Source organism: Acinetobacter sp. Lyrl_1, from assembly GCF_051948795.1.
In the GTDB taxonomy this organism is placed as follows: domain Bacteria; phylum Pseudomonadota; class Gammaproteobacteria; order Pseudomonadales; family Moraxellaceae; genus Acinetobacter; species Acinetobacter towneri.
This window is the reverse complement of the sequence record NZ_JAYJLK010000002.1, coordinates 169,153-194,066: the sequence shown is the minus strand read 5'-3', so window position 1 is coordinate 194,066 and position 24,914 is coordinate 169,153. Positions and strand designations below refer to the sequence as shown.

Genomic DNA, 24,914 nt, shown 5'->3' with positions numbered 1-24,914 from the left:
CCCGAAGGAGTTTTAACTTAATCTAGCAGATTAAATTATTTAATCATGTCAGCAATTGCTGCGCGTTCTTCTTCAAGTTCGTTTAACGTGAAGTTGATACGCTCACGGCTGAACTCGTCGATTTCAAGACCTTGAACGATTTTGTATTCGCCATTTTCGCAAGTTACAGGGAAACCGAACATTACGCCTTCAGGAATACCGTAAGAACCGTCAGAAGGAATACCCATAGTTACCCATTCGCCGTTTGTGCCAAGCGCCCAATCACGCATGTGGTCAATTGCAGCGTTTGCAGCAGATGCAGCAGAAGATAAACCACGTGCTTCGATGATCGCAGCGCCACGCTTACCAACTGTAGGAAGGAATACGTCTTTGTTCCATTCAGCATCGTTGATTTTGTCTTTTAAGCTTTCTCCATTTGCAGTTGCAAAACGGTAATCAGCATACATTGTTGGAGAGTGGTTACCCCAAACTGTCATTGTTTTGATGTCAGAAACAGCAACGCCAGCTTTTTGAGCAAGTTGAGTTAACGCGCGGTTGTGGTCAAGACGTAACATTGCTGTGAAGTTTTTCGCTGGAAGATCTGGAGCAGATTTCATTGCGATGTAAGCATTCGTGTTCGCTGGGTTACCAACAACTAGAACTTTAACATCACGGCTAGCAACTTCGTTCAGTGCTTGACCTTGACCAATAAAGATTTCACCGTTTACTTTAAGAAGGTCAGCACGCTCCATACCAGGACCACGTGGACGAGAACCAACCAATAACGCGTAGTCAGCATCTTTAAATGCCACTTTAGGATCATCAGTACCGATCATGCCAGCCAATAATGGGAAAGCACAGTCGTCAAGTTCCATCATTACGCCTTTAAGCGCAGCTTGAGCTTTCTCAAAAGGAACTTCTAATAATTGAAGGATAACTGGTTGGTCTTTACCCAACATTTCACCGCTAGCGATACGGAATAATAGGCTGTAACCAATTTGACCAGCAGCGCCAGTAACGGCAACGCGAACAGGTTGCTTCATGTAATTATCTCCAATTGAGAGGATAGTCAATGCGATTAAATAGCTGTTCTATCTAATCTTAATAATCATAAACGCGAAAGATTGTACTCCAATCATTCAGCGGATGCATGCAAAAGCGCATCAAATTCCACAAAAGTCTGATAGAAAATATGAATAAAATTTCTCAAAAAGCTTAAAATTCAGAAATTACAGTCACCTAGCAAACTAGTAAGAACCTTTAATGACAAACTGATTCGGGCAATTTGATTCAATCGCTGCACCGCACTGCTTATAGCGTCCTGCGGTGTTATAACAAATTTTGATTTCAGTTAAATAACTTTTACCTTGATGGTTAGAGCACTGAAAATGCACGCTTTTTGATGACATACCTGAATTGGACTTGAGAAACAAACTCCGTAGTTGTGACAATTGCACCGTCTGCGTGTCTTGGCCTGTCAATACCGAAGGCACGTTCATCCGATCAGCATTGTTAATGATCATACGGAAATACTGACTGGCATTCATGGGCACACAACCACCAATGGCTTGCCACAATTGTACCCGTGCTGCTTCATCAGGCATGACCCGCGCCACCACTTTGGCTTGTAAAGGTGGCAACTTTGCCGATGATTGAGTGCTACACTCGCGCGCAGCAACTTCAGGATATAAGCCTTCAATATTCAGTGAGTAGCCTTCTAAACATTTACGCTTTTTGCTTTTGCTCGAATTGATTAAACACACGGCGGGCGTCATTTGCACGGACATCACATAGCCTTGCACGGGGGCAGAAAATGTATTTTGCGTACACAAAACCAAAGCTGTACCACTCAAACCGAGCAATGTAACTTGAATTGGCTGTAAAACTGTACTCATCCACATTTTCAATGCTTCAGCCCCCTAAATTCTTATACACCCAATGACTCACGCATCTATATATCAACACGCATGATCATCTAACTGTATCACTTGTAACATTTTCCTAAGGTGTATTCCGAGATGGAATATATTGCATACGGCTACTCATTGATTGTCCACCCTGCCCCAACAGCACACCATAGTGCGTGGCATTGGTCATGACATGCTTGACATAGTCACGTGTTTCTAACAGTGGAATACTCTCAGTATATTGGTCTGCAGCAATCGCCTGAAACTCGGTCTGCCAACGGCGCGCACGGTTCGGCCCCGCGTTATATCCCGCTGTGGCAAGCACTGGACTATTGCTTAATTGTCTATGAATGGTCGACAAATAAAATGTGCCATAACGAATATTGGTATTCATATCACTCAGCGCGGCAGGATTATAAGTTTCACCCATTTGTCGTGCAACCAAACGTGCCGTATCGGGCATGATTTGCATCAGTCCACCTGCGCCGACATGCGAACGTGCAGTGGTATTAAAACGGCTTTCCTGACGCATCAATCCATAAGCCCAAGCAGGGTCAATACCTGCATTTTGACTGTGGCTCACAACATAATTACGATGTGGCATAGCATAACGGTAACTATAGTTGTGCTTATTCACAGTACGATCTGCTGCATAAATGGCACGATCATACCAACCCATATCGGTTGCACGTTTAGCCGCTGCCAAAATCAAGCCATCATCTTGTCTTAAATACGCCTGACGCACCGCCCAGTTCCATTCACGATTGACATAATTGGCAGGTGCATTAATTTCACGCAAGGCAAAGGCACGGTTAAAGTGAATATCTTGATTCAAACGCTGTAAATCATTGGTACTTGGTTGGGTATTCGCAGGATTCGTATTGTAAGTTTGCCCAAGACGATCTTTCGCCAACAAGTTGTGATAATCATCACCCTGTGCCAGTTTTTTATAAATATTTTGTGCACTACGTTTTGATGCTGCATCATTGCGTTGTTCTGAAGCACGTGCCAACCAATATTGCCAACGATCTTCCTGTTTTTGGGTCACACTCATGCTATCTACAGCACGAATTACACTTTCCCATGCGCCAAAACGAATCGCCTGACGGGCATAAATTTCTGCTTCTTCGGGACTAAAAGGTAAGCCATAACTGGCATCTAAGGCACTTAACACTTCACGGTTAAAATTGTTTTTCATGACTGTAGTGCCGCCAATATATCCCACTGCACGATACAAGGCTTTTTGTACCGCTTCTGGCGTACCTTCTGCACTGCGTTTTAGTGAAGAAAGTGCCGAGTCTAAATCGCTATCGGCTAAACGTCCCATCGCATAAATAAGATAGGCATGATCTTCATTACTTGCTTTAGGTGCAGACCACAAATAATTCAGTGGATTGGCCTGAATACTGTTCAATTGTGCCAAACTGATATTCATACCTAAACTTTGCGCAGTCGCTAAAGCGAGTCCTGACTGCCCTGCACGCAATTGTGCCCATAAGCGTTGCTGCTTATCTTGCTGAGTCATTAACGGACTCGACAGCATCATCCGCCCTAAACCTGTACAAGATTCAGGTTGTGTACTGGTATTCAGCCACACATCTTTAAATTCCGCGACCACCAAAGGATCACCCGAACGGGTACGAACTTGTGCCATGGCACAGCTTTCGGCCTGATCAGCATTACTCACATAGGCAAGCACAGGTTGTGCACTGCTAAAATCGGCCTGTTTCACTTTTTCTTCGATGTAATCGGCTGCGAGTTTTTCTGCCATCGCTGATTGTGGATGGCGCTGTGCAAACTGAACAATTGCACTGGCAGGTTGCATGCCCAAATTGGTGTTCAATGCCCAGTATTCAGGATAGTAGCCCAAAACATCATTTTGCATGGCATATTGATACTGCTGCAATAAATCGACATCACCTGAATTGGCTGCACGCAGTGCATCATTAAACTGTTCATTTGCGGCATGCGTACCCGTCATCACGGCAAGCGAAACCAGACTTAGCACAAGCTTTTTCGTTAATTTATTATTTTGTTTCATCATTTGCAGCATTCGCTTGCCTTCAGTCATTTACTTCTGCCTCGAGATCCGCATCCAATCATTCAGCTTAGTTTAATTAGTCTAGAACCCAAGTTGTGTTCTGTTATGTAACCTTATGATTAGACACTATTAATCTTGAAATCAATCTTCCAACAATTTTACTTCACATTTCAAGTATGTGATGCACGGATTAAAGGCTGTCAGTTTATCTTGAATTCCTGCTAAAATATGCGCCTTTCTTTTGTCTAATGACGTTTATTTTTTTAAACGATTTAGTGAACTATCTCTTAGGAGCCTACATGACGGTTCAAACCTTCATCCCCAATGGTGCCCAAGCTGCCTCAGAAAACACTGTTACCCAGCCACAGCACACCCCAGCCGACGGTTCAGTCAAAAAACTGTATATCGAAACGCAAGGGTGTCAGATGAATGAGTATGACAGTCACCGTATGGCAGACCTTTTAGGCGATTCTCACGGCTATGTACTGACCAGCAACCCTGCTGATGCCGATATTCTGCTCATGAACACCTGTTCGATTCGTGAAAAAGCGCAGGAAAAGGTGTTTTCTGAATTAGGTCGCTGGCGTAAGCTGAAAGAAAAAAATCCTGATTTGGTGATTGGCGTAGGCGGTTGCGTCGCTTCTCAGGAAGGTGACAACATTCAAAAGCGTGCCCCGTATGTGGATATGATTTTTGGCCCACAAACCTTACACCGTTTACCGCAAATGCTTGATCAACACCACGATCAGGTCGAAAAACCAAAGAAAGAAAAAATCAAACTGGTGGATATTTCTTTCCCAGACATCGAAAAATTCGACTTTTTACCTGAACCGCGTGTTGAAGGGTTTAAAGCTTTTGTGTCGATTATGGAAGGCTGTTCAAAATACTGTTCTTTCTGCGTAGTGCCTTACACGCGCGGTGAAGAAGTTTCACGTCCTTTAGATGATGTCTTAGCTGAAATTGCGACTTTGGCCGAAAAAGGCGTGCGTGAAATTAGCTTGCTCGGTCAAAACGTAAATGGCTATCGCGGTGAAACTTTTGACGGTAAAATTTGTACTTTTGCCGATTTACTGCGTTTGGTTGCCGAAGTACCTGGCATTGGACGAATTCGCTACACCACATCACACCCGCTTGAATTTAATGATGATTTGATTCAATGCTACCGTGATTTACCGCAAATGGTGTCGCATTTACACTTGCCTGTGCAAAGTGGTTCAAATGATGTGTTACAAGCCATGAAACGTAACCACACCATTGATGTGTATATCGACAAGATTGCCAAGTTACGTAAAGTACGCCCAGACATGCACTTATCTAGCGACTTTATTATTGGCTTCCCGGGTGAAACCGATCAAAACTTTGAAGAAACTTATCAGTTTATTCAAGATATGGATTTTGACCACTCGTACAGTTTCATCTATTCAAAACGTCCAGGTACGCCTGCATCTGAACTTGAAGACACCACACCTGAAGATGTGAAAAAAGAACGTTTAGCCAAAGTTCAACAATGGATCAAACAATCTAGTATTGATAAGACCGATGCCATGCTTGGGACGGTACAACGTGTCCTAATTGAAAATGTTTCCGACAAAGACCCGAACATTTTAGTGGGTACGGCCGACAATACACGTTTAGTAACATTTATTGGTGACCCTGCTTGGGTCGGACGCTTTGCGGAGATTGAGATTACCGAGATTAAAACTTTGAATTTAGTTTACGGTGAACTCTTGAATCTTGAGCCTGACGTGGCGTAATGTAGGAGCTAAAGTCCAATAACAGATTAAGGAATTCTCTTGACTGCAGCGATTCGACGTACAGTAACTTTTCCTGGCATTTCAATGGAACGTCTAAAAAGCATGCTCGGTGCTTATAACGGACATTTGAAACAAATCGAACAACGTCTAGACGTCCAAATTTCTCATCGTGGTGACGCCTTTTTTATAGATGGGGAAATTGATGCAGTTGAACGAGCCGAAACGCTCTTGCAACGCCTGCATGAAGAAGCGGAAAGCTCTGCACAAATTAGTGCAGACACGCTCCACATGATGATTCAGGGCAGTCAGACTGACCGTGAATTACAATCGGATGATGGGCAAGAGCATACTGGATTGGATGCTGTTTGGTTGCAAACTCGCAAAGGGCGCATTAATCCACGCGGTGCCAACCAAAAGCGTTATGTGCAACGTATTTTGCAAAGTGATATTTCATTTGGTATTGGCCCTGCAGGTACGGGTAAAACCTATTTGGCTGTTGCCGCTGCCGTAGATATGTTGGAACGCAATGAAATCCAGCGGATTCTATTGGTGCGCCCTGCGGTTGAAGCGGGTGAAAAACTGGGCTTCTTACCGGGTGATTTAACCCAGAAAATTGACCCGTATTTGCGTCCCCTTTATGATGCCCTGTATGAAATGCTCGGCTTTGAAAAAGTTGCTAAGCTGATTGAACGTCAAGTGATTGAAGTTGCACCACTGGCGTATATGCGTGGTCGTACCCTCAACCACTCTTTTGTGATTTTGGATGAAGCCCAGAACACCACGCCTGAACAGATGAAGATGTTCCTGACCCGTTTAGGGTTTGGTTCACGTGCAGTGATTACCGGTGATGTGACTCAGGTGGATTTACCACGTGGTCAGCAGTCTGGTCTGGCACATGCCTTACGTGTGATTGATAAAATCCCTGAAATTCATATTACTCGTTTCCATTCTCGTGATGTCGTGCGTCACCAGCTGGTTCAGAAAATTGTTGAAGCCTATGAAGGCTGGGACAGTGAGCAACAGCGTTTAAGTGCCGAAGCGCGTGCAGAACGTAAAGCGCGCCAGGAAGCATTAATTGCGGAAAATGATGCCGCAGCAGATGCACAGCACTAATCGCTGTGCGCTCTGCAACCTACTGAAGTATTAAGGATTCATTTTGAAATTAAGTCTCAGCCTGCAACAGGACATTCAAGCGCCTGAGCTGGTGTTAAAACGTGCCTATCTGAAAAAAGTAGTCGAAACCACTTTAAGACATATAGACACCCAAAGTGATTGTGAAATTGGAATTGCCTGTGTCGATCATGCCGAAAGTCACAAGCTCAATCTGGAATATCGCAAAAAAGACAAATCTACCAACGTCTTGTCTTTCCCAAGCGATTTACCCGATGAAATGGCACAAGTTTTGCCGAGCTTCCCTATTGGGGATTTGGTAATTTGTATTCCTGTGGTTTTACAGGAAGCTGCAGAACAAGCCAAAACACCATTAGCGCATTTCACTCACATGCTAGTACATGGCACGCTGCACCTTATGGGCTATGATCATGAAACCTCAGATGAGGATGCCGAAGAAATGGAAGCTTTAGAAGTTGAGATTCTTGCCAAGTTGGGTTTGGATAATCCATACATGGAAAGAGATTGAATTTTAAGTTTTAGAAAATCATAAAAATAGCGGGCTAAGGCTCGCTTTTTTGTTTAAAACTACTCCCTCCCAATGGGAGGGAGAACATTCATTAGAGTCCCATGATTGCTAAATACCAGAAGAACATTGCTGCGTAAAGCAGAGAGTAGATTCTTGTTACTTGTCCACAAAGTCCTCTCTCCCTTTGGGAGAGAGCCAGAGAGAGGGAAAAACTAGCGCACCTCAAACTCAGCTTCAGCAGGGTCAAAACGCCACGTCCGTACAATCCGCAATTCAGAAATATCTTTCATTTTGGCATCAAATGCACCAAAAGGTGCGGCTTTACGCACCGAAGCTTTGGCTGCTTCATCTAGCATGGCATGTCCTGAACTTTCAATTAAACGAATGGCACGAATCCCACCATTGTTGTTCAAAATCACCATTAAACGTACTTCGCCTGCCAAATTCTGTGCTTTGGCTTGTTCTGGATAATAACGGTTACCATAAAATTCGACTTTTTGACGGAATTTTTCCATATAACCAGCGGTGTTGTCTTGCTTGGCCTGAATCCCATCGATGGTTTTAATTTTTTGCTGACGGCTAAAATTTTGTTGGCGTTGTAAATATTGCGCTTCAATACTGGCGACCATGGCAGCCTTAGCTTGGAATTGGCTATTCAACTCCTGCATGGCTTTTTTGCGCTGATTTTCTGCAGCCTGTTTTTGCCAACTGAGCGTGGTCATCAATACTTTTTCTTCAAAGTTTAATTCACGCTGTTGCTGCATACGCTCTAAACTTTCCAATTGCTGCTCCCCTGCACTTTGTTCAGTCATGGGTGCAGGCATATCACTCGACATGCGATGTTCTTCACGGAACGTACCTGAACCTTGCTGATCGGCTTGGGCTAAGAAATCTGCATCTTCAACTTTTGCATCGCTCATGCGTACCGATACCGCAATCTCTTTGACCGCAGCATCGCTTTGTTGCGGTGCAACAAACTGCACGGCCAAAATTAATGCGTGCAATACAGCAGCCACCAGCAACGCTGCAGCAAAAATAGGATCTTTCCACCAATCTTGCGTAGAAGGCATCAATTGAATTTTTTTTAGCATCACATTAATCCGACAAAACGTCTGATTCCCCAAGCCGCCAAATGCGGTATAAACTAAAGAGCATATTACTTTGCTCAGTTTTTGCTTTTCTGCAAAACTGCGAAGTTCATCAAAAAGCTGACTACTGAGCCTTAAAATCTTAAAAATGGTGCAACTTATTTTGCTAAACTGCAAGCTTCTATGCCTGTATTTTTAATACAATTCGACAAAATATTTGTATCTGTAAAGAATGAATGAACGACTTGGACGGCCGTATGCAAACCCTGATCACCAATATCTCTCAACGTATCCGTCAAGTGTACCAAAAAGCGGAAGGATTTATTGAGGATGAACGTGAATTTACATTATCTCAGGTCTTCTTAAATGCGACTTTTCAGCGCTTTGTGACCGATAATGTGAAAATGTTGCAAGATCTGCACGCAGACTTACACGACGACTGGTTACGTCTTTATGCAACCCTAGATTACAACGGCTTGAACATCACTCTGTCTGTCGATTTAAAATTAGTACAGATGGAATTGAATAAAGATACTCAGCTGATTGTGTTTGAACAAATTAGTGACACGCAGGTGATTGAAGCAAGTTATCCAAGTTTTTTGCATAAAATCGCTGTGAAGTGCGCTTTATTTTACTATCAAAAAATACGCAATGATGACCCTTTAGGCATGATTTTAGAAAAACTCAAAGTCATTAAAGTCAAAGATGATTTGCTGCATTTAGATTTAAATCGCTGGTTGGGCAAAAGCCGCTCTATCATTGACACACTCAGCAAAGTTCATGTGAATCATGCGGTATTACGTGAAGCGGAATTGGTGCTCACTGGCAACGTCAATTTAACGGCGTTGTTCCGCAAAATGTCTGAAGAAAGACTAGAAGATGTGGAAGAATCTCTTGCAGATACGCAAGTCACACCGCTGAAACAAAAATAAAGCTAAGCTGAAACTTTAGAAGAGAATACATACAGGAAAACTACACAAGCCGCATAATTCCTAATTTTCTCTTCATATTCAACGCGTATAATGGCAACAAGCAAGCAAATTGCATCTCCCTACATACAGAGGAAATATCTCAGCAATGGCAAATCATGTATTGAAAAAAATGGGTATGGCAGCCGGTGTGTCTACAGCACTGTTTTTGGCTGGTTTCTCTAGCCAAACATTTGCCATGAGTCCTTTCCAAGCCAGTTATCAATTTAACTACAATGGTAAAAACTTAGGTTCTGCAACACGTACTTTAAGCCAAACAGGTAACCAATGGAGTTATGTGTTTGCTGCCAAAGCAGGCGTGATTGCCTCTGCTACAGAAACTAGCCGTTTTAGTTTTAATAATGGCAAAATTGGCTCATCTAGCTTTAGCCGCAGCAGTAAGATTTTGGTGCATAACAACACCATGAGTATTAACTTCAATCCTTCGGCGAAAACCATTAACACCAAAAAGGACAGCGACACCCGTTCTTTTGCGTGGAAAGCGGGCGTGTTGGATGAGTTGAATGCGGAACTGCAAATCCGTGAAGACTTAAAAAGTGGCGGTTTAAAATCGAGCTACTATATTGCCGATAATAAAGAGGTGGAATCACGTCGCTTTATTAAGCAAGGTTCAGAAAAAATCAAAACCAGTTATGGTACTTTTGATACCATTAAAGTGGTGCTGAAACACAACAAACCAAACCGTGATACGATTTTCTGGTTGGCACCAAAACTTGACTACTTGCCTGTCAAAGTTACCCACCAAGACAAAGACAAGTCTTATGGATTATTACTCACAGGCTATAAAGGCCCGACCAACTAATTTAGAATATAACTACTGAGCAAAGCTTGGCAGTTATTCACCATTTGGTAAATTGTTCTTGCATTTTTTCAGGTGCTTTTTAAAATACGCTTTTGCTTTGAAAAGCACCTGCTCTTGAGGATTCTCCCGTGCATGCACTAGAACAGAAAATTTTAGCCGAAGGTATCGTTCTATCTGAAGCGGTTCTAAAAGTCGACTCTTTCTTAAACCATCAAATTGACCCTGTGATGATGCAGCAAATTGGTCAAGAATTTGCGCGTTTGTTTAAAGATGCAGGCATCACCAAAATTATTACCATCGAAGCTTCTGGCATTGCACCAGCTGTGATGGCAGGTTTAGAGCTTGGCGTACCTGTAATTTTTGCACGTAAATATCAATCTTTAACCTTAAAAGATGATTTATACCGCTCTAAAGTATTTTCATTTACCAAGCAAACTGAAAGCACGATTGCCATTTCAAACAAACATATCAGCGCGAGCGACAAAGTCTTGGTGATTGATGACTTTTTGGCAAATGGTCAAGCTGCACTTGGTTTGGCAGATTTAATCCATCAAGCGAATGCAGAAGTCGTGGGTATTGGGATTGTGATTGAAAAATCATTCCAACCGGGTCGTGAATTATTGCTTGAAAAAGGCTATCGTGTTGAATCATTGGCACGGGTAAAGTCTTTGGCAAACGGTACTGTTGAATTTGTACGCGATTAAGGTCGATTAAAACTGATGTTGTTTCATCATTTAGACCTTATGATCAAAGAGTGCTTAGGCGCTCTTTTTTATGCTTTTTTTCAAACTTAAACAACTCATTTACATATATTTTATTTACAAAACTGTGGTGCTACGCCATGCTGCACTTGAAATAACAGTGTTTAAGCAGTCTGCTCTTTTCAGATTGCAGCTCTACACAGCACTCTTTAGGTCGTCTACGTGCATTGATGCATGCGACATGAGTACAAGGCATTTTAAAGTCATGACACAAGACAATCCGTTGATGGAACACAGTATCGTCTGTCCAAAATGTGGTTCAACTCAAGTTGAAAAACGCAACCATGAACAAAACTTACAAAAAATTGGTGGCGTGTTATTAGGCTCTGCAGGTACAGCAGCAGGTACTGTGGGCGGCGCAGCTTCGGGAGCTTCTATTGGTGCGGCAATTGGTACAGCCGCAGGGCCATTGGGCGTGATTATGGGCGGCACCATTGGAACATTTGTCGGGGCAATTAGCGTGGGAATCACAGGTGGTTTTCTTGGGCATCGCTTTGGTAAAAAAGCAGGTGTAATTGTTGATCAGAATATTTTTCTAGATTTTCAATGCCTCAAATGTAAACACCGCTTTAAAGAAAAGTTGAAACAGCCAAGCAACTCTAAGTAACCCTAAATCAATTTCAAAAAAAGTGCTGCACATTGCAGCACTTTTTGATTGCATCTTTTTATTTTGCAGTGCTGCTTGCAGAAGTCATCACAGTTTTTTGTGCCGCTAAATACTGTGCTTCCGCAGGTTGTTTTTCAATACGTTGTTCTTCTGGAAAACTCAGACTATGCACAATTTCAGTCGCTGCAACACTCGACCATGAACACCCTAAACTCATTAGACCTAACCCAATCAGCATCCACTTATTCATTTTCACTTTCCTCAATCTCTCATTTTTACAGCAGTCCGTTGTGCTCAATACATTAGGGTCTGTTGACAATTCGTCTATGTTTGCGGCATGAGAGATATATCTCGCAAGGTTTTTTAGCTGATATAAGGCATGGGACAGGAAATTTAGTCATTCTAAATGACTGGCACATAACGCAATAGCAGCAAAAAATATGCTCGCCCCGAAAGGCTGTGGCTAAAACTTTCTCAGATTGCGTTATGAAACTTAGCAATAATCTCGCTATTCCTTGCGTTTCATGCCTGATCTGCTCAGTTTTAGCCTACAGCGCAAGCCATTTATGAAATGTCAACAGACCCTAGCCTGCAAAAAAATGCTGCGTGAACCGTGACAGAAAACTCTGCTTTTAAAGCGGTTATTAGACGTGAAAAGAGAAAAACTGAATATCACTGCAAATGGTGATTTTAGGTGAAAAGTGAACTTATTTTTTAGCACGCTCAATGCTACATAAGCCAATCGAATTCAAGTACAAAAGATAAAAGCGTAAAACGATATCCACATTTTACGCTTCATCTTAATTAAAGAAAGAATCTCACATGCCCTGTAATTTTTTTACCATTTCACCTAGGCGTTGTCCTTGCACTTCACAAAGGATTTTTTCATCCTGACTCAAAGCCTGATCGTGGCGCGGGCCGCTCACATGCGTTGCACCATACGGCGTACCGCCCGTTTTGGTATTTGATAAAGCAGGATGCGCATTATGCAATCCCATAATCATCATTCCGTGGTGAAACAATGGCGGCAACATGGTCAATAAGGTACTTTCCTGTCCACCATGCATCGAACCCGATGAGGTAAAAACGCAGGCAGGTTTATTGTGCAATGCGCCATTCAGCCACAGACTAGTGGTTTGATCCCAGAAATATTTCATTTCAGATGCCATATTGCCAAAACGTGTAGGTGAACCTAAAGCCAAACCTGCACAATTGGCCAAGTCATCCAAAGTACAATAAATATCACCTTCGGCAGGAATACTTGGCTCTGCTTGTTGCACCACGGTCGAGATATTTGGCACAGTTCTAATTTTAACGGGCATGCCACTAGCCTCCACCCCGTTGGCAATTAAATGTGCCATTTCTTTGGTAGAACCATATTTACTAAAGTACAAAACCAGAATATATGCTTGCATCATGCTAAGAAATCAGACTAAAAATGAAAACTATACGGTATTTTGCTGCTTTTTTGGTTAAGCTTAACCATGAAAACAGATAAAGATGATTAAAAAAGTTGAGACAGCCACTGTATGATCGTTGAGTATTTAAAGAAACTGCCTTTTTATGACAAACAATGGTTTCAATTTGTCTTATTTGTGCTGCGTCGCTTTGAAGCAGATCGCTGCCGTGAACAAGCAGGCTCTTTAACCTACACTACCCTGTTTGCCGTTGTACCTATGCTCACCGTATTTTTGGTGATCATCTCATCCATTAAGGCACTCGAACCTGCACGGCAACAATTACAACAACTGATTTACAGCAACTTTTTACCTAAAACCACCATCGCCTTTGATAAAGCCTTAAATGCCTTTACCGACAAATCTAGCAACTTAACCGTCATCGGGATTTTGTTTTTATTCGTGACCACGGTGATGATGCTGACCAGTATTGAAACTGTGTTTAACCGAATTTGGCGGGTTAAGGAAACCCGTGGCGGCATTATGGGTTTTATGCGTTACTGGACCATTATCTCATTAGGCCCTATTTTACTGGGCAGTGCTTTTGTCATTTCCTCAACTTTGGCATCTATGAATGTGCTGAGTAATAACTTTGCAGGTTATGAACTCAATGGCGCATTTATTTTATGGCTGATTTCATTTGCCCTAACCATTTTAGGTTTTTTTATTCTGAATTGGACCATTCCCAACCGCAGTGTACCTATTAAAGCCGCATTAATTGCGGGGGTTTTCAGTGCTGTTGTATTTGAATTTTTGAAAAACCTGTTTGGTTTTATTATGTCCAACTTCACCAGTTATGAAATTATTTATGGTGCTTTTGCTGCCGTACCTATTTTCTTACTGTGGATTTTCCTGTCTTGGAATATTGTGCTGTTAGGTGTTGAAATTAGTTATGCCTTGACCGCTTTTGAAGCCAGTCGCGAAAAAAAATGCCATCCGCTGCTCATGCTATTGGACTTACTGGAATTGTTTTACAAAAAACAAATGCGCGGAGAAAGTGTCACTGAAGCTGAAGCCTTAGATGTATTGGGACGTAATGAAATTGGGCGCTGGCCGTCTTATGTGCTGATGCTAGAACAACAAAATTTAATTAAACGTACTGAAAATGATGAATTTGTTTTGGTGCGCAATTTATCTCAGGTAGATTTTTGGAGTTTTTATTCACAGCTACCGTATTCATTGCCACGTCGTCAGGACTTGGCCAATGTCTATCCTGATGATGAATGGATGCAAAAACTTGGCCCCGTACTCAGTGAAACCGATGACTATTTGGCTGCCAAATTGTCGATTCCGCTCTCTAAGATTTTTGAAGAAAAATAATCTTGTACGCGCTCGCTAGATTTTAAATATCACCCATCTTCAAATTTAAACCCGTATTGAGCTACTAGGTTATTTGAAGATGATTTTTACATGACAACATTGCTGATGTTGAGTCTTGCTCAAGTTCATGGAAAAGCTGCAAATACTTATTTTCTTTTTAGTACTTGGGTTTTATGTTTAAACCAACATTGAGCATTCACCATCAACACCCCCAGCATGACCAAAACAGCCCCAATCATAAAACTTTGGCTCAAGCTTTCATTCAACAACCATACACCAAACAATACGCCAAATAATGGCGTTAAAAATGAAAACACGCCTAAACTGGATGCTAAATATTGTTTCAGCAACCAAAACCAAGCGAGATAGCTAATAAACGAAATCAATACCGCATGAAAAATCAAACTGCCTATGGCTAAGGCTGTCCAATGAATTTCAGCCTGTCCCATCCACCATGCCATCGGCAGTAAAATCAAAAAACCACCCATCAATTGGTAAAACAAAGTTTGTGTTGCAGGGGCTTCCGATAAACGACTTAGACGTACCGCAACAGTTGTGGCTGCCCAAAGTATGCCTGCACTCAGCGCAAGTAAATCGCCAAAAAGCATCTGGCTGAAGTTTTGGTGGCTCTCTTGTTGCACAGTATCACGCCATAAAAAAGTCACCGCTATGCCAGCAAAAGACAACAGAATCCCGCCCCATTGCAAGCGAGATAAACGCTCTGCAGGTAGTTTCCAATGCAACGCTAAAGCCACAAAAATAGGCGCGGTATATAGTAAAACCACCACATGCGACGCAGAAGTATATTGAATCGCCTGCCCTAACATAAAAAATTCTGCGGCAAATAAAATACCCACCAATATGCCTGCAGGCAGATATTCAGTCGAAGCCCATTGTGTATTTCTTGCAAGCAATAACAAAGGCAACACCATCACAGCAGACAAGCCTGAACGCAGTGCCAATTGCATCAAGGGTGAAATATCTGCCGCAGCAACTTTTAGCACCACTTGTTGCAGACCCCAAAAAACACACAAAATTAGCATCATACTGCTGGCTTTTGCATCAAGTGCTTGGCGTGAACTCATGGCTGAACCTGATCTGAGATAAAAAATAGACTTTAAAGTAAGCAGCGGACTCAACCTAAATCTTTTGGATATTCAACATCATTGAGTACTTGAGGAGTTTTGGCATTATGCGCGACTTTGCATAAAAAAAGCGACCTAAATAGATCGCTAATTTTTAAGGATTAACTTAATCATCTGTTGCGAAAGCAATATCACTGAGTCCGGCTTCACTCGCACGTGACATCACTTGCGCCACAGTATCATAACGCGCATCTTTATCTGCTCTTAACACCACGGTTGGCTGTTGAGCTTGCTGACTAGCATCATTAAAGCGGGTTTGCAACTCATCTAAACTAATGATTTGATCATCCCACGCCACTTCACCATTGGCATTGATACTGACCTGAATTTGCTCAGGCGGTAAATCAACAATTTCTGCGCTGGTTTGCGGTAAGGTTAATGGTATAGATGGGTTGGCAACGGTCGCTGTCACCAAAAAGATGATCATCAATACCAACATAATGTCGATCAGGGGAATAAGGTTCATCTCATTCATGCCTGAATCGTTGTCTTCACCCAATTGAAAAGCCATTAAACCTGACCTCCCACTAAACTTTGTTGTGTTGCATTCACTTCAGTTCTTTGAACAGAAGAATCTTGTTGCAACATGGTGTCAATCAACAAACTATGTGCATGATCTTGCAAATTTGTAGATAAGGTACGGTTCACACGCGAACAAATGTTGTAAGCAATCACGGCAGGAATCGCCACCGCCAAACCGAAGCCCGTCATAATCAACGCTTCACCAACAGGCGTTGCCACTTGAGCCAATCCCGCCTGACCGCTTTTTCCAACCGCAACGAGTGCATGGAAAATACCCCAAACTGTACCAAACAAACCCACAAACGGTGCTAATGACGCAATTGTACCCAGTACCGATACGCCTTTTTCTGCCGATGCTTTTTCTACCGAAATTTGACGCAATAAGGCTTGCTCAGCAACCGCTTTACGCTGCTCAAAATTTAAGGGCACCAGTTTTGCTTTAAGCTGATTTAAAGCCTGTGACAGTTGAGCATAAGCTTGTTGCTTCAATTGGCGCGTGCCTATCAAACGTAATGCGAAGATGGTCCATGTCGCAATCGACATCGCCAATAACACGAAATACAGCGTTTTGCTGACTGCATCTGCGTGTTGCCAATAGACGGAAAAGTTCATACTCGAACTCCTGTTGAAGGTTAGCCGTTAGGGTTCAATGTCAATTCAAAAGGCTGCTCAGCACGAATTGGATAAGCCACGCCATTTTCTTTGTACGGTTTGAATTTTGCACTACGCACTGCGCGTAAAATCTTTTGATCTAAAGCAGGTACACCACTAGAACGCGTAATTTGAGCATCGGTGATCACGCCTTTTTCATTGGCTTCAATCCGAACCACCACGTTACGGGTTTCTCCCTGTAAATCACGATTGGTATAAGAAGGTTTTGGAGAACGACTCCATTGCACGCCTGAGCCGCCAATCGACACTGTTTTTGGAGCAGAAGGTGCGACAGGAGCAGGTGCTGGCGCAACAGGTGCAACTGTCGGTTTCGGTGCAGGCTGTACCACTTTAGTTTCAGTCACCGTTGCTACAGGTGCAGGTTGCACCACACGTTCGACTGGTTTTTCTACGGGCTTCGCCACGGGTTTAGGGGCTTCTGCTTTTTTAACTTGCTGTACTTTTTCTACTTTTTTCGGTGGCGGTGGCAACGGTTTTTCTACCACAGGCACTTCTTTTACAGGCTGAGGCTTGGGTTTTTCAGGCTGTGGTTCAGCCTTAGGTTGCGGTGGCAACGGTTTAGGCTGTTCTTGAATTTTTACAAAGCGTACTTTTAAAGGTTCTTTTTCTATGGGCTTTAAGGTCGGAGTTTGCATTTGCCCCAATGCCCACAACACACCGACATGACCTAATGCAACAACAGCTAAAGCCGTCACAACTTTCTTTTTCATGGCATTGGGCATTTGTAGCATAGCGTTGGGAGATTGGTTCATTAAAGTCAGCGACCTTCAAAAGCAATTGCCAAACCATCACAATTCCGAACGATCAAACTGATCGGTTAGCACAATTAAAGTAACGCAATAATAAATGAGAAGTGTTTTCATTTGCAACTATTTTTTAATAACAAACGTGAATCATCCAATAAATTTGCTATTTTAAAAACAGTTTAAATAAATGTTATAACATTACAATTTTAGCATAAAAAAACATGCCATGTCGGCATGTTTTAATTCGATTTTTAGATAGCTTTTACCCTATTGAAATACAACAGTTTTGTTGCCATCTACAATAATACGGTCTTCCAAATGCCATTTAACTGCACGTGCCAGTACATTACGTTCCACATCCTGACCCAATTCACGCAGTTGATCTACCGTAAAGTCGTGGTTTACACGCTCTACATCTTGCTCAATGATCGGACCTTGATCTAGGTCTGCTGTTACATAGTGTGCAGTTGCACCAATCAGTTTTACGCCTTTTTCATAAGCTTGTTTATATGGATTTGCGCCCACGAAAGCAGGCAGGAATGAATGGTGAATATTGATCACTTTCATTTCCCACTTAGAGACAAACTCTTCATCCAAAATTTGCATATAACGCGCCAATACCAACAAATCATTGCCTTGCATCAATTCATCAATTTTAGCGTAAGCTTCACGTTTATTTTCTTTATTAACAGGCACTACTTCAAACGGAATACCAAAGTTTTCTACCGCTTCACGCAAGGTGTCATGGTTCGACACCACTTTGGTAATTTCACATGGTAAACCACCACGTGAATGACGCCATAATAGTTCGAGCAAAGCATGATCAACTTTAGACACCAAAATGCCGACTTTTTTCACATCGCTGACCAAAGCCAAACGCCATTGCATTTCATAACGCTCTGCCACGTTAGAAGCAAAGGTTTGCAATAAGCTTTCTTTACGGCTTTGCAAGTGATCCAGTTCAAACTCAACCCGCATGAAATAACGCCCGCCCTGAGCTTCTGTTGCGTATTGATCAAGCGCGGTAATGTTGGCTCCTTGATGATACAAAAAGCTCGATACAGCCTGCACAATACCTGGCTTATCTTCACAGGTAATCAGTAAACGTGCAGTATTCGCAGTCGTCATATTCATGTTGTTTTTAGTCACTACTTGGTTAAATTGAAAAACAAGCCGAGTATTCTAGCGCGTTTCTCAGACATTCTAAATAGCCATTCTCAGTCTCTTAGTCGGCTTGAGTATTTTTACTGGATGATAAACTCTCAAACAATTCAGATGTGCCTAGTGTTTCTAGTAAACGCTCATAGGTTGCACGACTTTCACCCCGTAAATATGCCCCTTCAAGGAACAGCATTTGACGTAAAGCCTGCCAAATCCATTTTTCTTCCAAATGGTTTGAATCGGTAATGTGACCCGACATATATAAGAAGTTCGTCCAGTTGGTCAGCACAATCCAAATATTGATAATCAAGGCTTCAATTTCTGACTCAGTCATTTGCATCAGACCCGCATCCACAAAGGCCTGATAAATTTTTTGTCCCTGCTGCATGACCTGTCCTGCAAAACGTGGATACATTTTGCGGAAATCTTCATTGGTTTCGACCAAATGATAGACATCACGATGCAAAAAACGATAAGCCCACAGCTGACTACTGAGAACCTGAAAATAACGAATTTTGTCATTGGCATCTAAGCCACGATTTTCAGGCAAAGCCAGCATTTCTAAAGTTTCTTGCTGATATTGTTCCATCAGCTCTTTAATAATTTCGTTCTTATTGCGGAAGTGGTAATACAAGTTTCCTGGGCTCATGCCCAGTTCTGCCGCAATATGATTGGTTGTTACCGAACGCTCACCACGCTCGTTAAACAATTGCAAACTCAATTGCAAAATACGTTCTTTGGTTTTCAACGTTTTGGTTTGAGACATCCTAAAAACAACCATTCTTTAAAATTTGGGGGGCATGAAAACATAAAGTCACTTGACTGATTAGAGTAAATACTCTAAAAATTAACTTATATTGCTTTTATTGAATGGTAACATGCCATGAACAGTCAAACAAAAACAACTTCAATGACCCCACATTCACCCGATTTACAACGTCTGGATGATATTTTGGCATTGCAGAAATATGCCTATCAGCGTCATCCTGTCCCAAGTGCCAAAGAACGCATTGAACGCTTAGCCCGCTTAAAACGTGTGATTGTGAAATATCAGGATCAATTTGCCGAAGCCATTAACCGTGACTATGGCAACCGCGCCATTGCAGAAACCAAAATTGGTGAATTACTTACCTGCTTGGAACATATCAAATATTACAGCAAAAACCTGACCGACTGGATGAAGCCATCTAAACGTCAGGTTGGTATTATCCACCAACCTGCAAAAGCATGGGTACAGTATCAACCTTTAGGGGTAATTGGCATTATTGCACCTTGGAACTATCCGCTGCTGTTGTCTTTAGGCCCACTGATCTGTGCTTTGGCTGCAGGCAACCATGCCATGATCAAAATTTCCAGTGCTTCTGCGCATTTTGGTAAAGTACTGGAAAACGCCATGAGCGAAGCATTTCCACAGGAATTGGTGGCAGTAATTAATGGCGGCGGTATTATTTCCGATGCGTTCTGTCATTTGCCTTTTGACAAAATTATTTTCACAGGCTCTACCGAAGTCGGCAAAACTGTAATGGCTGCCGCGTCACAAAACCTTGTGCCTGTCATTTTAGAACTAGGTGGAAAATCCCCTGTTTTGGTGCATCCATCTAGCGATATGGTCGATGTAGCGCAGCGTATTGCGGTAGGTAAACTCTGGAATGCTGGACAAACCTGTGTTGCACCCGACTATATGTTCTTGCCTAAAGGCAAAACTGCCGAATTTATGGAGCATTTCGAGCAATTTGTGACCGAAATGTATCCGCATATTCGTGATAACCAAGACTACACTTCTATTATTAATGACAAACAATATCGTCGCTTACAGGGCTATTTAGAAGATGCACGTGAGCGAGGTGCAAATATTATTGAAATTAATCCGCAAAGTGAAAATGTGGCTGCAACCCGTAAAATGGCACCAACGGTACTGACCAATGTCAGTCCAGACATGCAAATTATGCAAAATGAGATCTTTGGTCCAGTCCTGCCAATCTTAGAATATGAACAAATTGATGATGTAATCGAGTTTATTAATAGCCGACCGCGTCCTCTTGCTTTATACTATTTCGACTTTGATCAGGCGCGTGCCGACTATGTCGCACAGCGAACCCATTCAGGGCATTTCGGACTCAATACTGTATTGACCCACGTTGCACAAGATGACTTACCATTTGGTGGTGTTGGTGCATCGGGCATGGGGAAATATCACGGTCCAGAAGGTTTTTTCAGCTTGTCACATGAACGGTCGGTAATGTCTAATCCGAAGCTTTACAGCTTGAAGTTCATTCTCCCCCCATTTGATAAGCCGATTCATCGATTGATTTCGAAGACGCTTCTTCGTTAACTGATCAAGGCATGAGCTATCAAACACGCTCATGCTGTTTTTGAAGAAAATCGCTTGTCTTTTAAGCGTATTTTTGATATAAAACGCCCCTTGAATGAATTCATCCGTTTATTTTTGACTGGCCATACAGATTTGCTGTTGGCTAAATCAATGGAGTTACACCATGTCTAAGGTTTGCCAAGTTACCGGCAAGCGTCCAGTCGTTGGTAACAACGTCTCACACGCCAACAACAAAACTAAGCGCCGGTTCGAGCCGAACCTGCACAACCACCGTTTCTGGTTAGAAAGCGAAAAACGTTTCGTACGTCTTCGTTTAACCACTAAAGGTATGCGTATTATCGACAAATTGGGCATTGAAAAGGTTGTTGCTGACCTTCGTGCTCAAGGTCAAAAGATCTAAGTAAGGAGTCAGGACAATGCGTGATAAGATTCGCTTAGTTTCTACAGCTGGTACAGGTTATTTCTATACCACTACTAAAAACAAACGTACTATGCCGGAAAAAATGGAAATCAAAAAATTTGATCCAAAAATCCGTCAACACGTAGTTTTCAAAGAAGCTAAAATCAAATAATTTTAGCTTTTTTAAAAAACGACCTTATTCAGGTCGTTTTTTTTTGCACTTTTTTTGCCTCACTTGTTAAAATTTCCTCGTTTTCTTTTTTGGCACTATTTGTGCTTGTCTTATTTCAGTCTTTTGACCGCACCTTCACCATGGCTTAGGAGTTTCTCGTGCCTCATGATGTAGAACTCATCATCTTACTTGCCGTTGGTTTTAGCTTGGCACTGGTATTTGGCTATATCGCTGCGCGCTTACGCCTTCCACCGCTTATGGGCTATCTGATTGCAGGTGTCATCATTAGTCCCAACACACCAGGCATTGTGGCAGATATTCATCTTGCCAACCAATTGGCAGAACTTGGGGTCATGTTCCTCATGTTCGGTGTTGGCATGCATTTCTCGCTAAATGATTTAATGCAGGTACGACGCATTGCTTTGCCTGGTGCAGTATTGCAGATCGCCGTGGCGACCCTGCTCGGTGTAGGCGTGTCGATGATGTGGGGTTGGAGTTTTGGTTCTGCCTTAATTTTTGGCTTGAGTCTGTCTTGTGCCAGTACCGTTGTGCTCTTAAAAGCATTGGGTGATCGTGGCCTGCTCGACTCCGTGAACGGTAAAATTGCCGTAGGCTGGTTGTTAGTTGAAGACTTAGTGATGGTCTTAGCATTGGTGCTTTTGCCTGCCACAGCTGTATTACTGGGTGGACAAGCTATCGACAATGCCAGTGATGAAAATATTTGGCTAACACTCGGGCTGACTTTACTGAAAGTTTCAGGCTTTATTGCCTTTATGCTGATTGTTGGCAAACGCCTTGTGCCCTTCATTATGCAAATTGTGGCTCGCTTAGGCTCGCGGGAACTGTTTACCCTGACTGTGGTCGCTGCTGCGGTATCAATTGCCTTTGGTGCTTATAAAATCTTTGGCGTGTCGATGGCACTTGGGGCGTTCTTTGCGGGGATGGTGGTCAAAGAATCTGATTTCAGTCATCGCGCCGAAGAAGAAACTTTACCCTTACGTGAAATTTTCTCCATTCTATTTTTCGTTGCTGTGGGCATGCTGTTTGACCCGCGTATTCTGATAGAAGAACCACTGCACGTTTTAGCGGTCGTCGGCATTATCATGGTGGGTAAAACCATTGCAGCCATGGCATTGGTCTTGTTCTTCCGCTATCCACTCAATACAGCCTTGACCGTAGGCGCGAGCTTGGCACAAATTGGTGAGTTTTCCTTTATTTTGGCAACACTAGGCGTATCTTTACAACTGCTGTCACTAGAAGGACAAAACCTGATTTTAGCAGGCGCACTCATTTCAATTACCCTCAATTCCTTTGTTTTTTCTGCGATTGAACCTGTGCAAAACTGGATTCGGGAACGCTCTTATTTGGCGCGTTTGCTCGAACGCAGTAATGACCCTTTAGCCATGCTGCCTGATGAAGTTTCTCAAGATTATTTACGTGATCAGGTGGTGATTGTTGGACATGGTGAAGTCGGACGCCGCATTACTCAAAATTTAATGGCTGAAAATATTAAGGTCGTGATTGCGGAAGAAAACCGTGAAATTGTCGAAGACTTACGCGAAAAAGGCATTGCTGCAGTCAGCGGCATTGCCACAGAAGCGGGTGTACTGATTCAGGCACATATTCAACATGCACGACTACTCGTTCTCTCGCCTATGGACATTTTAGATATTCATAAAATTGTGGATATTGCCAAAACCCTAAACCCTGAAATTCAGGTTTTGGTGTGTGCAGAAAGCAAAGCCGAAGCGGAAGTAATTCGTAAAGACAACATTGGTGAAGTGTATTTTGCCAAAGAAGAAATGGCGAAAAATATGAGCAATTATATTTTAAATCAAATTGAAATTGCCCATCATCAGCCACCAACGCATTGAGCATCATTCATCTAAAACCCATAGCCAAAATCACAAAAAGCGCACCGTTTAAGCTGCGCTTTTTTGTTGACGTATAGATTGGCCTTCATTGTGTTGATGAAAAACTATCTAATAATGTCCATGATTTTAACCAAAGCAGATAGACAATCTATTCATTAAAGATAGCTCATCACCGAAAGACCTTTTGGGATTAACTCATAAATTGCGGCTGTTCATCCACAATTTCGGCATGCCATTCATTGACCTGCTTTTCCAACAAGCCAAATAATGCCGCCTGAATCATGTGCTGTGCCACAACAGCCGTCTGATCGCCCAATATGGCTTTGACTTCGTCATTGAACTGGATTTTGACCAATGGCTCTTTCTCTGAGCCTGCATTACGCAATGCCAACTCGCCACCTTCAAGCTGAACCAGCTCTAAAATTGCTTCCTGATTACCAAATAATTCTTTCAATTGCTCTATAGACATATATCCTCCATGCTCGACATGGCGGCAAAGGCGCTTGCACTTTGCATCGTTCAGAATATTTATATCGGGCTGATCAGATTTTTTTCAAGGGCTATTGGTCAGCTTAAAACTCCACCATCTCATTGCGAAAACCATCAATCAATTGGGTTAAGTCACGATGCCATTCGCGCAAAATTTTCGTATCTGGTAGCCATGCTTGCGGAGATTGCGTGACTTTAATAATTAAATTGGATGACGTTTCCTGTTCAGGTTCTGGTGCACTTGGCTCGGGCGTGTACTGACATAAACGATAAGCGCGCTTTAACTCTGCAATAAAACCCGATTTGCTCAGTTGCTGCAAAATTGCCACTTCAGGGGAAATCTGCCCTTTGGCTGCCATCAATTCTTCAATTGATTTAAGGGTTGGATTACTGTCATTTAAACGATAATACCGCACCAATTCCTGCAAAAAAGCCAGTACTGCACCATGCAAATGAAATACCGCAGCTTCACGATGCGCCTGTGCTTGCTGAACATGCTCGGTTTGTTCTGCCTGTTGGCACGAAAGGCGTGCGAAATATAATTTCTGATTGGTACGATCTGCATGAAAACGAGCAACACGGGACATGAGCTTTTCCTCAATTTAGCGTTCTAAGAAGCTTAGATTAAACCGATTTTCCTGCAACACCCAATAAAAAATACACTATTTTTACTGCGATAAAATCGTGCACCAATGCAGTGCCAATCTCGTATTTTTACTAAAAATCACGCATAAAAAAGGAGCATTTTTTGCTCCCTTTGAACTATTTTGATGCAGGCTTATCTTCTGCTGCTTTGACACGTATTCCATGACCATGCAGACGCAAAGTATTCAGCGCTTTAATGGCTTTTACTGCCTCACGTGCATGTGGCATTTCTACAAATGCAAAACCTTTAGATTTTCCTGTTGCAGCATCCAACACCAAATTACAAGATTCTACAGTGCCATATTCCTGAAAAAGTTTTAACAATTCTTCTTCAGTCACAGTACGCTCTAAACTACGAACTAAAATTTTCATCTTACAACCTTAAAATAGGCAAAAAACATCAAAAAGCACT

At 42.4% G+C, this 24,914-nt stretch carries 27 protein-coding genes; 12 read left to right on the top strand and 15 right to left on the bottom strand.

Features of this window, described 5'->3' with window-relative positions; translation table 11 throughout:
• Window positions 1-35 precede the first annotated feature (35 nt).
• The 3 genes from VF675_RS01890 to VF675_RS01880 all read right to left on the bottom strand — a co-directional run bounded on the left by VF675_RS01890 (window position 36) and on the right by VF675_RS01880 (window position 3,867).
• Entirely contained in the window at window positions 36-1,022 is a 987-nt protein-coding gene (locus VF675_RS01890) for a malate dehydrogenase (protein WP_019836931.1), read from the bottom strand.
• Window positions 1,023-1,226: 204 nt separating this feature from the next.
• Complete coding sequence (locus tag VF675_RS01885; protein ID WP_440204659.1) at window positions 1,227-1,874, bottom strand: ribonuclease T2 family protein; 648 nt, start codon at window positions 1,872-1,874, stop codon at window positions 1,227-1,229.
• A 106-nt stretch (window positions 1,875-1,980) separates the two neighbouring features.
• Window positions 1,981-3,867 (bottom strand): transglycosylase SLT domain-containing protein, encoded by a 1,887-nt coding sequence (locus VF675_RS01880; protein WP_440204664.1) that lies wholly within the window; start codon window positions 3,865-3,867, stop codon window positions 1,981-1,983.
• A 359-nt stretch (window positions 3,868-4,226) separates the two neighbouring features.
• On the opposite strand from VF675_RS01880, the gene miaB reads away from it, so the two are divergent.
• The 3 genes from miaB to ybeY are packed head-to-tail and all read left to right on the top strand — an operon-like array spanning window position 4,227 to window position 7,320.
• Window positions 4,227-5,681, top strand: a complete 1,455-nt coding sequence (gene miaB / locus VF675_RS01875; RefSeq protein ID WP_004976194.1) for a tRNA (N6-isopentenyl adenosine(37)-C2)-methylthiotransferase MiaB — start codon at window positions 4,227-4,229, stop codon at window positions 5,679-5,681.
• 39 nt (window positions 5,682-5,720) lie between these two features.
• Window positions 5,721-6,794 carry a PhoH family protein gene (locus VF675_RS01870; RefSeq protein ID WP_004976193.1) on the top strand — a complete coding sequence of 358 codons (1,074 nt, stop codon included), beginning with the start codon at window positions 5,721-5,723 and terminating at the stop codon, window positions 6,792-6,794.
• A 43-nt stretch (window positions 6,795-6,837) separates the two neighbouring features.
• The gene (gene ybeY, locus VF675_RS01865; RefSeq protein ID WP_004976192.1) at window positions 6,838-7,320 is read left to right on the top strand and encodes an rRNA maturation RNase YbeY; all 483 of its coding nucleotides are present in this window, start codon (window positions 6,838-6,840) and stop codon (window positions 7,318-7,320) included.
• Between the two features lie 212 nt (window positions 7,321-7,532).
• Here ybeY and VF675_RS01860 read toward each other — a convergent pair whose 3' ends face one another.
• Window positions 7,533-8,390, bottom strand: coding sequence for an energy transducer TonB (locus VF675_RS01860; protein ID WP_214129012.1), 858 nt, complete (start codon window positions 8,388-8,390; stop codon window positions 7,533-7,535).
• A 275-nt stretch (window positions 8,391-8,665) separates the two neighbouring features.
• Between VF675_RS01860 and VF675_RS01855 the strand changes: the two genes are divergently transcribed.
• From VF675_RS01855 to VF675_RS01840, 4 genes are all read left to right on the top strand, one after another.
• On the top strand, window positions 8,666-9,340 hold the full coding sequence (locus VF675_RS01855; RefSeq protein ID WP_440204658.1) for a hypothetical protein: 675 nt from the start codon (window positions 8,666-8,668) through the stop codon (window positions 9,338-9,340).
• A gap of 145 nt (window positions 9,341-9,485) precedes the next feature.
• The gene (locus VF675_RS01850) at window positions 9,486-10,199 is read left to right on the top strand and encodes a DUF3108 domain-containing protein (protein ID WP_004976176.1); all 714 of its coding nucleotides are present in this window, start codon (window positions 9,486-9,488) and stop codon (window positions 10,197-10,199) included.
• A gap of 128 nt (window positions 10,200-10,327) precedes the next feature.
• The gene (locus VF675_RS01845) at window positions 10,328-10,903 is read left to right on the top strand and encodes a xanthine phosphoribosyltransferase (protein ID WP_004976172.1); all 576 of its coding nucleotides are present in this window, start codon (window positions 10,328-10,330) and stop codon (window positions 10,901-10,903) included.
• A gap of 283 nt (window positions 10,904-11,186) precedes the next feature.
• On the top strand, window positions 11,187-11,567 hold the full coding sequence (locus tag VF675_RS01840) for a hypothetical protein (protein WP_371972010.1): 381 nt from the start codon (window positions 11,187-11,189) through the stop codon (window positions 11,565-11,567).
• A gap of 58 nt (window positions 11,568-11,625) precedes the next feature.
• Here VF675_RS01840 and VF675_RS01835 read toward each other — a convergent pair whose 3' ends face one another.
• Both VF675_RS01835 and wrbA read right to left on the bottom strand, forming a co-directional pair.
• Window positions 11,626-11,817, bottom strand: a complete 192-nt coding sequence (locus VF675_RS01835) for a hypothetical protein (protein WP_004976167.1) — start codon at window positions 11,815-11,817, stop codon at window positions 11,626-11,628.
• A gap of 568 nt (window positions 11,818-12,385) precedes the next feature.
• On the bottom strand, window positions 12,386-12,982 hold the full coding sequence (wrbA, locus tag VF675_RS01830) for an NAD(P)H:quinone oxidoreductase (protein ID WP_178318656.1): 597 nt from the start codon (window positions 12,980-12,982) through the stop codon (window positions 12,386-12,388).
• Window positions 12,983-13,096: 114 nt separating this feature from the next.
• On the opposite strand from wrbA, the gene VF675_RS01825 reads away from it, so the two are divergent.
• Window positions 13,097-14,344, top strand: coding sequence for a YihY family inner membrane protein (locus tag VF675_RS01825; RefSeq protein WP_131261034.1), 1,248 nt, complete (start codon window positions 13,097-13,099; stop codon window positions 14,342-14,344).
• 146 nt (window positions 14,345-14,490) lie between these two features.
• Here VF675_RS01825 and VF675_RS01820 read toward each other — a convergent pair whose 3' ends face one another.
• From VF675_RS01820 to VF675_RS01795, 6 genes are all read right to left on the bottom strand, one after another.
• Entirely contained in the window at window positions 14,491-15,429 is a 939-nt protein-coding gene (locus VF675_RS01820; RefSeq protein ID WP_136144062.1) for a DMT family transporter, read from the bottom strand.
• 166 nt (window positions 15,430-15,595) lie between these two features.
• The gene (locus tag VF675_RS01815; protein WP_004976158.1) at window positions 15,596-16,000 is read right to left on the bottom strand and encodes an ExbD/TolR family protein; all 405 of its coding nucleotides are present in this window, start codon (window positions 15,998-16,000) and stop codon (window positions 15,596-15,598) included.
• Window positions 16,000-16,623: a MotA/TolQ/ExbB proton channel family protein gene (locus VF675_RS01810; protein WP_096901723.1), complete on the bottom strand. Its 624-nt coding sequence runs from the start codon at window positions 16,621-16,623 to the stop codon at window positions 16,000-16,002. The genes VF675_RS01815 and VF675_RS01810 overlap by 1 nt, the downstream gene beginning before the upstream one ends.
• Before the next feature lie 20 nt (window positions 16,624-16,643).
• Window positions 16,644-17,435, bottom strand: a complete 792-nt coding sequence (locus VF675_RS01805; RefSeq protein WP_104853035.1) for an energy transducer TonB family protein — start codon at window positions 17,433-17,435, stop codon at window positions 16,644-16,646.
• 261 nt (window positions 17,436-17,696) lie between these two features.
• Window positions 17,697-18,563 (bottom strand): formyltetrahydrofolate deformylase, encoded by an 867-nt coding sequence (gene purU, locus VF675_RS01800; RefSeq protein WP_004976151.1) that lies wholly within the window; start codon window positions 18,561-18,563, stop codon window positions 17,697-17,699.
• A 91-nt stretch (window positions 18,564-18,654) separates the two neighbouring features.
• The gene (locus VF675_RS01795) at window positions 18,655-19,356 is read right to left on the bottom strand and encodes a TetR/AcrR family transcriptional regulator (RefSeq protein ID WP_004976150.1); all 702 of its coding nucleotides are present in this window, start codon (window positions 19,354-19,356) and stop codon (window positions 18,655-18,657) included.
• A gap of 117 nt (window positions 19,357-19,473) precedes the next feature.
• On the opposite strand from VF675_RS01795, the gene VF675_RS01790 reads away from it, so the two are divergent.
• From VF675_RS01790 to VF675_RS01775, 4 genes are all read left to right on the top strand, one after another.
• Window positions 19,474-20,922, top strand: coding sequence for a coniferyl aldehyde dehydrogenase (locus VF675_RS01790; RefSeq protein ID WP_004976148.1), 1,449 nt, complete (start codon window positions 19,474-19,476; stop codon window positions 20,920-20,922).
• Between the two features lie 163 nt (window positions 20,923-21,085).
• The gene (gene rpmB, locus VF675_RS01785) at window positions 21,086-21,322 is read left to right on the top strand and encodes a 50S ribosomal protein L28 (RefSeq protein ID WP_004976147.1); all 237 of its coding nucleotides are present in this window, start codon (window positions 21,086-21,088) and stop codon (window positions 21,320-21,322) included.
• Window positions 21,323-21,338: 16 nt separating this feature from the next.
• Window positions 21,339-21,494 (top strand): 50S ribosomal protein L33, encoded by a 156-nt coding sequence (gene rpmG / locus VF675_RS01780; RefSeq protein WP_004976146.1) that lies wholly within the window; start codon window positions 21,339-21,341, stop codon window positions 21,492-21,494.
• 158 nt (window positions 21,495-21,652) lie between these two features.
• Window positions 21,653-23,368 (top strand): cation:proton antiporter, encoded by a 1,716-nt coding sequence (locus tag VF675_RS01775; RefSeq protein ID WP_154321057.1) that lies wholly within the window; start codon window positions 21,653-21,655, stop codon window positions 23,366-23,368.
• Between the two features lie 190 nt (window positions 23,369-23,558).
• Here VF675_RS01775 and VF675_RS01770 read toward each other — a convergent pair whose 3' ends face one another.
• The 3 genes from VF675_RS01770 to VF675_RS01760 form a co-directional block, all read right to left on the bottom strand.
• Window positions 23,559-23,837 (bottom strand): hypothetical protein, encoded by a 279-nt coding sequence (locus tag VF675_RS01770; RefSeq protein WP_131261040.1) that lies wholly within the window; start codon window positions 23,835-23,837, stop codon window positions 23,559-23,561.
• 103 nt (window positions 23,838-23,940) lie between these two features.
• Window positions 23,941-24,444 carry a DUF6586 family protein gene (locus VF675_RS01765; protein ID WP_440204657.1) on the bottom strand — a complete coding sequence of 168 codons (504 nt, stop codon included), beginning with the start codon at window positions 24,442-24,444 and terminating at the stop codon, window positions 23,941-23,943.
• Window positions 24,445-24,619: 175 nt separating this feature from the next.
• Complete coding sequence (locus tag VF675_RS01760) at window positions 24,620-24,874, bottom strand: RNA recognition motif domain-containing protein (RefSeq protein WP_004976139.1); 255 nt, start codon at window positions 24,872-24,874, stop codon at window positions 24,620-24,622.
• Window positions 24,875-24,914: the final 40 nt, after the last annotated feature.